This is a genomic window from Haloferax sp. s1 (assembly GCF_058382125.1).
The window spans coordinates 1-11901 of sequence record NZ_JBZRPK010000652.1; the positions used below are offsets into that span (position 1 = coordinate 1).

The following is an 11901-nucleotide window of genomic DNA, read 5'->3' on the forward strand; positions in this document are numbered from 1 at the left end:
GGACTACTACGAGCACGGGCGGCCGACGGATTCGCATACTGAATCTCCATCGATGAGTCGATGACGAATACGACATCGTGGACGTTCTCTAAAATCGCCTTGCTGCGCTGGAGTTCGCGTTCCCGTTCCCGCTCTTCGGTTATCTCCCGGGAGAAGACAGTGAGGCCGTCGTCGTCAGGGAAGGCACGCACTTCGACCCAGTAGTCGAACGGCGGCCCGAGATACTGCTCGAATGAAACCGGCTCACCAGTTTCCACCGCGGTTCGATACCGCGTCTCCAGTTCGGTTCCGGCAATAGACGGAAACTCTTCCCAGAGGATGGCCCCGACGACACTGTCAGGGTCACAGCCAACACGGTCTGCCATCTTCTGGTTCATGTACTCGATTTCCCAGTCGCTGTTCACCGCGTAGATTGCATCAGTCGTGCGTTCGAGCGTCCGCCTGAATCGGTTGGTTGTCGCAACGGCGCGTTGCTTATTTCGGACCGCGCTGACGAGCGTCTCAATTCGAGTTGCGAGAATACTGAAATTGTCTCGTTCGGCCTGTAGCGTGATATGGTCGGACGCGTTGTTCGATGCCGCTTCGGCGGTTACGTGTCCATCTCGTTGCTTGGTGAGCAATATCGTCGGGAGTGGCGCCGCTCGTTCGCGGACTGCGTCGACAAGGTCGAGACCGGTCGCCGCTCCAAGTGAATACGTGGTGACGACGCAGTCGATTGACTGAGACGCGACACGCTCTAGTGCTGTTTCGACATCGCTCGAAAGCGTAACATCGATGTTCGAGTCGATATTGGAGAGTTTCGTCTGGACCTTGTCTGCGAACGACTCATCGTCGTCGACGTAGAGGACACGAATCGGCTCGTTTTGTTCGTTCTCCAGACTATCCACAATACAGAATAGTATGGACGGGCAGTGGTTAATATGTTCATGCTCTAACCGGTGTTCGTATCTGAGCCGCTATTCGGGACACGACCCGCTGCTTAAGGTATCAGCCGACCTGGTAACAACTATGCCGCAGATTCACCTCGACGACGAGACGGTCGCCCGACTCGACAATCTCCGAGAAGAAGACGAGGAGTACGACGAGCTTATCAACGAACTGATGAACATCTACGAGGCGAGCGAGCGAACCCTGTTCCACGCTGGCGAGGAGTACTGAGATTCGTCTCTACTGCGGAGTACGTCGCTGATATTCACAGGTAGACTCCGAGGACTCGGTCGGGTTGCCCCGTCGTGCCACCGTTATTCGAGGTAGCTGATGCGGACCTGTTCCCACTTGCCCTTGTTTTCGAGGTGTTCCTGAAGCGTCTCCGCGTAGGCCTGCGTAAGACGCTCTGCGTCCTCCAGTTTCTCCTGTTCTCCCTGCTTGCCGCCGTCGCCGAGACCGAGTGCCCCCTTGATGGAGTCGACGATACCGCCGCCACCGGACGGCGACTCTTGTTGTCCCCCACCCATCGAACCCATCTGTTTGCGGATGTTGTCCAGTTCGGGGATAATCTGCGGGACTTTCTCCGTCTCCGCGACGATTCGTGCCGCCTCGGGGTCGTCCGCATCTTCGATTTCGAATTCGGTCGCCGTCATGATGAGACCCCACTCCTGACTGGAGAACCGGGAATTCATCACCTGGTCGTTGAACTCGCGGTCTACCGTCATTCGGTCGCCGACGATGCTGTCGGTCCAGTGTGCCATGTGCACACGTCGTCGGCCAGTCAGTATCAGAGTTGCGGGGTCGTCCGACGATTTCGGGACCCGGTCGAGCAATCGCGGCACGATTCGCCTGCCACACGGGTTTAATGCGGTTGGGTGACGACCCCGAGTCATGGAGCGGTACGATATCCTGTATCGACTGTACGAGAACTTCGATGCAGACGCGGTCCGGGACGCACAGGACTTCGTCGACCTCTTGCCGCCACTCGACTCTTCGGTGGCGCTCTCACACTGGCAGGCCGTCGATGACGAGTTAACAGACAAGAAAGACCGAATCAGGCGGTCGTTTTCGGACGGCGACCGCTACGCCGAACTCGCCGCCCGCGCCACTAGAGATCAGGCGTTTACCGCCCTCGACCTCTACACCAAGTACGGTCGTCAAGTCAACGCGCTCGTGCTCGACGTGGACGAGACGCTTCGCTCGGCGGGTCGAACGGGCAACGAGATTCCGCGGGAGGTGTTGCACCTCCTCACCGAGTTCCACGAGGCGGACGTCCCCATCGTCATCTGTACCGGACAGACGCTGGAGAACGTCAAGGGGTTCGCCATTCAGGGACTCGGCAACGAACTCGTCCACTCCGGCGACGTGAGCATCGTCTACGAGGCGGGGACGGGCGTGTTTACGCCGGGACACGGCTCCGACACGAAGCGACTGCTCTACGAGACGCTCGACGAATCGGTTCAGTCGGTCTTCGAGTCGGTTCGCGGGCGCGTGATTCGCGACCTTCCGGATTCGCTGCGCGGGTGTGTCCACCTGCAGGGCAACGAGTTCAACGTCACACTCAAGCCGAATTTCGAGACCGGAAGCGACAGCGCGGAGACGGTCATCGACGAGGCGCTCGTCTACCTCTTGGACCTCCTCGGCGAAGCCGTCACCGACGACCCGGACGGCCCCGGGTGGGTTCGGTCCTACTTCGCGGCGCGAGACCCGGAAATCGAAGGCGTGCTCGCCGACCGCGACGAGCGTCCGGACCCGGAGACGGAGATTCCGGCGGAGGTCGAAGCGACGCTCGAACGCGTTACAGTCGCGTACTACCACGCTGACGCCGCGGAACTCTCCGCGGTCGATTTGAACAAGGCTGCAGGTGTCGAAGCCGCCCTCGACGTGCTCGGTGTGGACGACCCGTTCGTGCTCGTCATGGGCGACTCGAAGTCCGACCTCGACGTGATGACGTGGGCCGCAGAAAACGATCAGGGTCTCGCCGCGGCACCGGATCACTCCTCACCGGGCGTGCTCGAACACGTCCGTGAAACCGACGAGCTAGTGTTCGACCGGGGAGACGCTGCGTCGGTGCTCCGAACCGCGTACGCGCTCAACCTGCTTGTCGACTAACGGCTGGGCGACCGAGTACGATACGTCGAGGCTGTCTCGACGCACTATCGCCGACAATGCCACCCTGTAACGTGGATGGGTATACCCCCCACCCTGCTTACAGTGTCGGCAATTCACACTGTACACATATCGGTCTCGTCGTCAGTGGACGAATCGTCGGTTGTTGTGTTGTCGTCGGTGGTCGAGTCGCTGTCGTCGGTAGACGAACTGTCATCGTCGTCGGTACTCGGCGAGTGGTCTGTGGTGCTGTCGTCCGTCGACGACCCGTCGTTGGTATCCGAGTCGGAGTCGTCCGAGTCGTCGGAACTCGACCCGCTGTTTTTCTTCGTCGTCTCTGAGTTGTCGTCGGTATCCGTCTCGTTCACCGTCGTGAACGTGCCGTTGGTGGTACTGGTATCGGTGTCGGAGCTATTGTTATCCGTCTCCGAGTCGTCATCACTGTCGACGATAGCGGGTTCTTTGAGTACGTCGTTGGTGCCGTCCGCGTCGCTGTCCGGGTTGGTTACGTCCGTGTCGATAGTCGCGTCGGCTTCGTCTGTCGGGACCGACTTGCTGGACGTGTTCACGCCGCCGGACAGCAGGGCGAATACGACGATGACCAAGACGACGACCGCGACGCCGAGTCGATTACGGTTCATCGAGCAACCTCCGGTGTGTCGGTGTCTGTTCTATGGAGTGATTCAGCGCTGGCAGTCGGAGACATGATTCAACTCGATATTTGTCTTCGGAGGCTTTCGTTACGAATTATCTACTCCCAGACAGACGACCGGTTCAGTCGCACCGGATGAGTCACACAACAGTTGGAGGTTCACGAATTCAGAATGTACCGCAGTCTGCGAAAATATGATACCTTAACTCGTCTTAACACGGGAATACCAACCGGCTCTGAGTGTCCGTTTCCGAAGTACTCTCACATCTTACAGATAGTCACAAAATCCGGAGGTTATCGAGTCACTACGGGTGTGGCCCTCGGCTCTGAGCACCGGTCGTATCACCGAGTCGTCACCCTCGACCCGAGGAGGGGACACTTCCGTCGGAAAACTTTACTAATCTACGAGTAAACCCTAACACATGGGTAAGAACTACGCGGACCTTCACGACCCGAACGCGGAGTATACGATGCGAGAGCTCTCCGCGGAGACGATGGGCGTGACCGCAAAGCGCGGTGGCGGCCGAGACGTGGAGATTACGGACGTACAGACGACGATGGTCGACGGGAACTTCCCGTGGACCCTCGTCCGTATCTACACCGACGCGGGTATCGTCGGCACCGGTGAGGCCTACTGGGGTGCTGGCGTCCCCGAACTCATCGAGCGCATGAAGCCCTTCATCGTGGGGGAGAACCCGCTCGACATCGACCGTCTATACGAGCACCTCGTGCAAAAGATGTCCGGTGAAGGCTCCGTCGAGGGTGTCACCGTCACCGCCATCGCTGGCATTGAAATCGCCCTACACGACCTCGCGGGCAAGATTCTCGAAATCCCGGCCTACCAGCTTCTCGGCGGGAAGTACCGCGACAAGGTTCGCGTCTACTGCGACTGCCACACCGAGGAAGAAGCCGACCCCGAAGCCTGCGCCGACGAGGCAGAGCGCGTCGTCGAGGAACTCGGCTACGACGCCCTGAAGTTCGACCTCGACGTGCCGTCCGGCTTCGAAAAGGACCGCGCGAACCGACACCTCCGCCCCGGCGAGATTCGGCACAAGGCCGAAATCGTCGAGAAGGTCACCGAACGCGTGAAGGACCGCGCGGACGTGGCGTTCGACTGCCACTGGACGTTCTCGGGCGGCAGCGCGAAGCGTCTCGCAGCGGCTATCGAGGACTACGACGTGTGGTGGCTCGAAGACCCCGTCCCGCCGGAGAACCTCGAAGTGCAGGAAGAAGTCACGAAGTCTACGCTCACCCCCATCACGGTCGGTGAAAACCGCTACCGCGTGACCGAACTCCGCCGCCTCATCCAGAATCAGGCGGTCGACATCGTCGCGCCCGACATGCCCAAAGTCGGCGGCATGCGCGAGACGCAGAAGATTGCTGACGTGGCGAACCAGTACTACGTCCCGGTCGCTATGCACAACGTCTCGTCACCCGTCGCGACGATGGCCTCCGCGCACGTCGGCACGGCGATTCCGAACTCGCTTGCCGTCGAGTACCACTCCTACGAACTCGGCTGGTGGGAGGACCTCGTCGAGGAGACCGTCATCGAGGACGGCTACATCGAGATTCCGGAGGAGCCGGGTCTCGGCCTGACGCTCGACATGGACACCGTCGAAGCGCACATGGTCGACGGCGATACCCTCTTCGACGAAGCGTAAACTTCGCCGAACTCCAACCCTCCTCTCTTTCGGTTTTCTCGATTCTGCGGGCCTCCTGTCTAGCTAGTTTTTGTCACATAAGCACGTTATATGCTACCGTATGACGGACGATTACACCATCGACTACGAGCTGAGTGACGACGACGAATACATTCACAACAAGTGGGACAACAGCCTCGAATCGGTCCTCACCGTCGAACCCGGCGAAGTGGTTCGATTCGAGTGCCGAGACGCGCTCGACGGACAAATCACGCCGGGGTCGACAGCGAAAGACTTCGGGAACGTGAGTTTCGACCCGGTTCACCCGCTTACCGGTCCGGTCGCCGTCGAAGGTGCCGAGCCGGGCGACGTCCTCGCCGTCGAGTTCCTCGACTTCGAGCACAAGGGATGGGGCTATACGGGCTATATGCCCGGCGAGATGGGCTACGGGCTCCTCCCGGAAGACTTCGAGGAGGGAGGGCTCTACATCTGGGACCTCGGCGACGACGTGGCGCACTTCGTGAACGACATCGAAGTGCCGCTGAACCTGTTCCCCGGAATCGCCGGCGTCGCCCCGGCCGCCAGCGGCGCGCACAACACACTCCCACCGCGTGACACCGGTGGCAACATGGATGTGGCACAGCTCACGAAGGGGTCAACGCTGTACCTCCCAATCGAAGTCGAAGATGCGCTCTTTTCGACCGGTGATTGCCACGCGGCACAGGGCGACGGCGAGGTCTGTGTCACCGGTATCGAAGCGCCGATGTTCGTCACGGCGCGATTCGACGTGCTGAAAGACAAGTCCATCTCGCAACCTGAGTTGGAGACGGCGGCTATCTCAATTGGGTCTGAGGGACCGGCGTATGGGACGACCGGCATCGACGAGAACCTGATGGGTGCGATGAAGCGGGCCGTCCGGCACATGATTTCGCACCTCGAATCCGAGCACGGATTGACCCGCGGCGAGGCCTATATCCTCTGTTCCGCAGCACTCGACCTCAAAATGAGCGAGGTCGTGGGCGCGCCCAACTGGTCGGTCACCGCATTCCTGCCGAACAGCATCTTCCCCGAGTGAGGTGGGGTGCAAAGAGGTAAGGTAAGGTGCGGAGCGGTGAGGCGAAGTCGTCAGCGGGAGTGAACCAACCCAACACCACCGCTGGGTCGGCAGGCGAACACCCGTGCATCCGACCCGACACGCTCGTGAAGCACCGCTCGAATCGCTTCTTTTGCGCGATTAAGTCCGTCGCCGTCGACCAGCGCCACGGCGCTGCCGCCGAATCCGCCGCCGGTCATCCGCGCCCCGTAGACACCATCGACCTCGGTTGCGAGTTCGACTGCGGCATCCAATTCCGGGGAACTCACTTCGTACTCGTCGCGGAGACTTTCGTGACCCGCGACCATCGCTTCACCGACCCGTTCGAAGTCACCCGCGGAGAGCGCATCGCGGGCAACGTTGACGCGTTCGTTTTCGGTCACGACGTGTTTCGCCCGGCGGTAGTGGACTGGTTCGAGGGCATCGGCGTGGGATTCCAGCAGGTCGCGGTCGACATCCCTGAGCGTGTCGAGCGGGCGGCCAGACGCATCTCTGAGCGCGGTAACTGCCTCGCGGCACTCGCGGACGCGGTCGTTGTAACCCGAGTCCGCTAACTCGTGGGAGACACCGGTGTCTATCACGAGGATGCCGACCGCTCCGCCGAGCGGGACGTGTTCGTTCTCGCGGGTTCGGCAGTCGAGAAAAAGCGCCGAGTCGGGCTTGCAGAGACCGACGGCGAACTGGTCGAGGATACCGCACTCGACGCCGACGCCCTCTCGTTCGGCCCGCCAACACGCGAGTGCGAGGTCGGTCGTCGGCAGTTCCGCGTCCGCGACGGCGAGGAGTGCCCGCCCGGTTGCGAGTTCGAGCGCTGCGGACGATGAGAGACCGGCCCCCGATGGGACAGTCGAAGCGATAGCGAGGTCCGAACCGGGAATCGGCACCTGTTCGCGGAGGACGCGAGCGACGGCGGCGATGTAGGCGGCCCAGCCGTCTGGGTCGTCGCCGGGGCCAATCCGTGCCGTCCCGTCGAAGTCGGTCGCATGGACACGCAGCAGGTCATCATCTCGGGGACGGGCGGCGACCGCGACGTGTCGGTCCACGGCCATCGGGAGACAGAGACCGTCGTTGTAGTCGGTGTGGCCGCCGACGAGGTTCACTCGGCCGGGTGCGAGCGCGACGACTGGGTCTTGCGTGTTCGACCCGGTACCGAACGCCGAACGAAGCCCCGCTGTCGCTCGGTTGACTGGGCCGTGCTCAGTCTGCTGACTCGATTCAGTCTGCCGATTCGATTCTGTCATTCGTGTCCGACCTCTGGTCCCGAAGGCTCCGTTTCTGCGTTGCTTCCGCCGAGTCGTTCGGCTATCTGCCTCCCCATCTCACGCGGGTTCGCTTCGGTCACCCGAAGACCGTCACCGACGGCGACGTGGCCGGGTGTGACGACATCGGCACAGATACCGCCGCGACGTTCGCGAAGCGCTTCGACCACGTCTTCGTCGCCGACGAGGTCCGCGAGATACGCACAGGGCGGCCTGAGTTTCGTTCCACGGAGTTCAGCCTCGCCAAGTTCGAACGTCGCATCGAGCATGTCTGCGAGGTCGACGCCGCGGACGACGACGTTTCGGCGGTGTTGTCCGCTCGAAAGGTCGAGTCCGAACTCGCGTTCGGCGTCGTCCAGCACCGCGGCATCGACGAGCGTCACCTGACACCCGTCGGTCGCGGAGTAGTAGCCGGTTCCCTCGAAGTACCGGTCACCGTCGACGCCCCCGTCTCTGACCGCGACGGTCTCGTGGGCCACCATCGACTCGCCCTTCGACGGTGCGGTGTAGAGCGCCTCTACGCGTCCGCACACCTCGGTAGTCATGCTTCGGGCTACCGCTCGGGGGGACGAATAGGTTCGGACAGCGACGGCGGATGAGTCGGTTCGGACAGCGACGGCGGATGAGTCGGTTCGGACAGCGACGGCGGACGAACATCTCTTGGTCGACGGTCGGCCTCAACAAAGCGGCTTGGGGTCGACGCCGAGTTCGGCGAGTCCGTCAGCGTAGTCGTCGTAGGCAACTTGGATGACGTACTCGGCGACCATCCGGGCGCGCTCCCAGTCGTCGTCGCTCACACACAACTCGTCGAGCAGGTCGAGACCGATGTTGAGGGTGTCTTCGGTTTCGGATTTTAACTCCCGGAACAGGTCCGCACCCTGTCTGTCCGCCTCGTTGACGAAAAAGCCGATTACCTGCGTGTGGGTTCGAAGCGAGACGAGTCCGCGGCCGACCATGCCAGCGGCGATTCGTTCGATGGTGTCGTCGCGCCCGCGGAGGTACGCGTGCATCGGTCCCGGTTCGTCCGGGAAGTCGATAGCTTCGTCAAGCGCATCGAGGACCCGCTGGAGGTGCTCGTCTTCCTGTTGTGCTGTCGTCTCGAACGCCGATTTCGCGCGCTCGTCGTCCTCGCTTTCGGCCCACGAGCGGAACGTCTCGCGGGCCGCGTGCTCCGAGAAAGCGGCGGTGCGGAGTACCGCCGGTTTGGATAGGTCCGCTTCGGTGAGGGCGAGAAGGAGCTTCGAGGACCCGAGTCGTTCGAGTTGCGTTTGCTTTGCCGCCTCGATAGACTCACAGAATTCTTCAGCGTTCATACATGCTCTCTGGGGTGCCGTCGATGTGAACGTTAGCCTGCAAGCGACTCTCGCTGTGACTCGGAAGCGGGCCGCAAATATTTGGGGATATCAATAGTGATATCGTGTGGAGAGGGTTGAAATATGGTTGGCTGGTGAGTGACATGTATGACTGACCCCTCGGAGCAAGTGACAGCCGACGTGCGAGCGCGCGTCGACGGGGACTCTCTTCTCTCGCAATTAGATATCGACGAAGCTGAAATCGAGTGGCGGAAGTCGTTCGTCCGTCTCTCTGCGGACGACGAGCAGCGCGTTCGCGACCTCGAACCGCTCTTCGACGAGTTCGCGGACGAGTTCGCCGCCGAGTTTTACGACCACCTCGGCGAGCACGCCGAAACGACGGCGTTCTTCGACCGGTCGACGAAAACGATGGAGATGCTGCAAGCCGACCAGGCGGCCTATCTTCGCCAACTGGCCTCCGGCGAGTACGACACCGATTACTTCGCAAAGCGGGCACGCATCGGGAAAATACACGATTTGATAGACCTCGGGCCGAAGTTCTATCTCGGCGCGTATTCGGTGTACTACGAGGGGATTACCGAGGCAATCGCGTCCGAAGTAAAGGATGAATTCGGCGGAGCAGACGGTAACGGGGGTGAAAACAACGGATTACTGAGTGGCCTTCTCGGTGGTAGCAGTGGTACCGATAAAGCTCAGACCAGCACGGGTAGCAGCAACGACCCAGTCGACGACGCGGTCGATGCGCTCGTCGAACGACTCCTTCCGGTCTTGAAACTGCTTTCTCTCGACCAACAGGTGGCGATGGACACGTACATCCACTCGCACAGTGAGGCCGCACGGGCCGCTGCAGCGCGCCGCCGCGAACTCGCGGCCGAAGTCGAAGCCGACGTGAGTGAACCAGTCGAAGAGCTGCTGTCGACATCCGAGCAAGTCACCGACCGCACCACCGACATCGAAACCATCGCGGAGAAGCAGGCCGACGACATGGAAACGGTCGCGTCGGAGGTGTCGGACATGAGCGCCACCGTCGAAGAGATTGCGGCAACGGCCGAAGAGGTCGAACGGACCAGCGCCGACGCGGCGGACCGCGCGGCGGAGGGCGAGGACGCGGCTGACGAGGCTATCGACGTGATGCGCGACGTGAGCGAGGCGGCCGAGACGGCATCGAGCGACGTACAGCGCCTTCACGACCAAATCGAAGAGATAGACGAAGTGCTCGATGCGATTAACGACATCGCCGAGCAGACGAATCTGCTGGCGCTCAACGCCTCCATCGAGGCGGCCCGCGCGGGCGAGGCCGGAGAGGGATTCGCCGTCGTCGCGAGCGAGGTCAAGAACCTCGCCGAAGAGTCGCAGGCGCGCGCCTCCGAAGTCGAGACCACGGTCGACCACATTCAGGAAGAAGCACAGGACACTATCGACAGCCTCTCGCAGACGACCGACCGGCTTCACGACGGCATCGACCGCGGAGAAGACGTGATGCGGAGTCTAACGGACATCTCGTCCGCGGTCGAACAGGCGACCATCGGTGTGAGTGAAGTCGCGTCAGCGACCGACGACCAAGCCGCGAGCGCCGAACAGATAGCGAACATGGTCGACGATGCAAATATGCGAGCGGACGACGTCTCGGAGCAGATAGCTGAAATCGCCGATGCGACCCGCTCGCAGACCCAGCAGGTGCTCGCCATCCGCGACGCGGCCGAGCGACTCGGCAGTGACGATGACTCGGGAGCGTCAGGAGTTGGCGACGAGGACGGACTGTCCTCGCCAACGAATCTCGACGCTTCGGGCGATATCGACGGTCCACCGGCCAGCGTCCTCGATGAAGCAGGATACGACGAAGCTCCCGACCCGAACCTCAGCAACGACGGTGGGACGACAGAGTAGGCTCCGGGCCGAGTGGTTTCTCCTTCGAAGTCCGCGGTGCGTTCTTGCGCCCCGAGTGCGTACGGTGTAGATATGTCCCCCGACGAACTCGCGGCGCGACTCCAGCGCGGCGACCCGACAGCGATACTCGATGTCCGAAACCGCGACGAGTTCGAAGCGTGGCACATCGATGGACAACGCGTGACGGCGACGCAGATTCCAGCGATTGAGTTCACGCAGGCGGACGTGCTCGGGACCGTCTCGGAGCTCGCAGACCAGTTCCGAGACGCACCAAAGCCGGTCGTCGTCGCGTGCGGGGAGGGCCGGGCGAGTGCGACCGTCGCCGACCTGCTCTCCGACGCCGGTGTCGAAGCCGAGAACCTCGAAACAGGAATGGAAGGCTGGGCGCGCGTCTACCGCGCTCGCGAAATGGAACACGACGATGCGACGGTGCTCCAGTACGACCGCCCATCGAGCGGGTGTCTCGCCTACATGGTCATCGTCGACGACGAAGCCGTCGTTATCGACCCGCTCCGGACGTTCGCATCGCGCTACGTCGAAGACGCCCGCGAGCACGGCGCTGAAATCGTCGCCGCCGTCGACACTCACGTCCACGCCGACCACGTGAGCGGCGTCCGCGCCGTCTCCGAACTCGCAGACGCACCCGCTGTCGTTCCAGTCGGTGCAGTCGACCGCGGTCTCGATTTCGATGCCCGACTCGTGGAAGACGGCGATACCATCTCGGTTGGCGATGCGGAACTCGTCGCCGTTCACGCACCGGGACATACGAGCGAGATGACCGCCTACCGTCTCGGAGACCTGCGTTTCGTCGGCGACAGTCTCTTTCTGGAGAGCGTCGCACGCCCCGACCTCGAAGACGGCGATGCGGGCGCACCCGCAGCGGCTCGGCGGCTCTACGAGACGCTCCGCGAGCGGTACGGCGAGTCCGACGGCGGCACGCGCCTCGCGCCCGGACCCTACAGTGAACAGGCCGGGGCCAAAGGAAACAAGGTCCATGGGGGCGAGCCCCACGCCGTCCGGA

At 62.0% G+C, this 11901-nt stretch carries 12 protein-coding genes; 6 read left to right on the forward strand and 6 right to left on the reverse strand.

Translation table 11 applies throughout. The annotated features are described in order from the left end of the window. On the reverse strand, window positions 1-887 hold an 887-nt coding region (locus tag QT222_RS14965), incomplete at its 3' end, for a PAS domain-containing protein (protein ID WP_491477628.1). A 121-nt stretch (window positions 888-1008) separates the two neighbouring features. On the opposite strand from QT222_RS14965, the gene QT222_RS14970 reads away from it, so the two are divergent. Then, window positions 1009-1158 carry a DUF7557 family protein gene (locus QT222_RS14970; RefSeq protein ID WP_004056898.1) on the forward strand — a complete coding sequence of 50 codons (150 nt, stop codon included), beginning with the start codon at window positions 1009-1011 and terminating at the stop codon, window positions 1156-1158. An 83-nt stretch (window positions 1159-1241) separates the two neighbouring features. On the opposite strand, the gene QT222_RS14975 is transcribed toward QT222_RS14970, so the two are convergent. Further along, window positions 1242-1688 carry a DUF5799 family protein gene (locus tag QT222_RS14975; RefSeq protein WP_491477629.1) on the reverse strand — a complete coding sequence of 149 codons (447 nt, stop codon included), beginning with the start codon at window positions 1686-1688 and terminating at the stop codon, window positions 1242-1244. 130 nt (window positions 1689-1818) lie between these two features. Here QT222_RS14975 and QT222_RS14980 point away from each other — a divergent pair, with 130 nt between their 5' ends. Further along, window positions 1819-3039: an HAD family hydrolase gene (locus QT222_RS14980; protein ID WP_491477630.1), complete on the forward strand. Its 1221-nt coding sequence runs from the start codon at window positions 1819-1821 to the stop codon at window positions 3037-3039. Window positions 3040-3152: 113 nt separating this feature from the next. Here QT222_RS14980 and QT222_RS14985 read toward each other — a convergent pair whose 3' ends face one another. Continuing rightward, entirely contained in the window at window positions 3153-3677 is a 525-nt protein-coding gene (locus QT222_RS14985) for a hypothetical protein (RefSeq protein WP_004056901.1), read from the reverse strand. A 433-nt stretch (window positions 3678-4110) separates the two neighbouring features. Here QT222_RS14985 and QT222_RS14990 point away from each other — a divergent pair, with 433 nt between their 5' ends. Continuing rightward, window positions 4111-5349, forward strand: coding sequence for a mandelate racemase/muconate lactonizing enzyme family protein (locus QT222_RS14990; protein ID WP_004056902.1), 1239 nt, complete (start codon window positions 4111-4113; stop codon window positions 5347-5349). Window positions 5350-5449: 100 nt separating this feature from the next. After that, the gene (locus QT222_RS14995; RefSeq protein WP_491477631.1) at window positions 5450-6403 is read left to right on the forward strand and encodes an acetamidase/formamidase family protein; all 954 of its coding nucleotides are present in this window, start codon (window positions 5450-5452) and stop codon (window positions 6401-6403) included. Window positions 6404-6453: 50 nt separating this feature from the next. Here QT222_RS14995 and galK read toward each other — a convergent pair whose 3' ends face one another. From galK to QT222_RS15010, 3 genes are all read right to left on the reverse strand, one after another. Further along, window positions 6454-7662 carry a galactokinase gene (gene galK, locus QT222_RS15000; protein WP_491477632.1) on the reverse strand — a complete coding sequence of 403 codons (1209 nt, stop codon included), beginning with the start codon at window positions 7660-7662 and terminating at the stop codon, window positions 6454-6456. After that, a complete protein-coding gene (locus tag QT222_RS15005) occupies window positions 7659-8225 on the reverse strand; it encodes an MOSC domain-containing protein (protein WP_491477633.1) in 567 nt (188 codons plus the stop codon). The genes galK and QT222_RS15005 overlap by 4 nt, the downstream gene beginning before the upstream one ends. Before the next feature lie 132 nt (window positions 8226-8357). Beyond that, entirely contained in the window at window positions 8358-8993 is a 636-nt protein-coding gene (locus QT222_RS15010; RefSeq protein WP_491477634.1) for a rubrerythrin family protein, read from the reverse strand. Between the two features lie 147 nt (window positions 8994-9140). Here QT222_RS15010 and QT222_RS15015 point away from each other — a divergent pair, with 147 nt between their 5' ends. Together QT222_RS15015 and QT222_RS15020 are read left to right on the forward strand one after the other, a co-directional pair. Beyond that, window positions 9141-10880: a globin-coupled sensor protein gene (locus QT222_RS15015; protein WP_004056907.1), complete on the forward strand. Its 1740-nt coding sequence runs from the start codon at window positions 9141-9143 to the stop codon at window positions 10878-10880. Window positions 10881-10952: 72 nt separating this feature from the next. Beyond that, window positions 10953-11901: MBL fold metallo-hydrolase (locus QT222_RS15020; protein WP_491477635.1), on the forward strand; the 949-nt coding region annotated here is incomplete at its 3' end.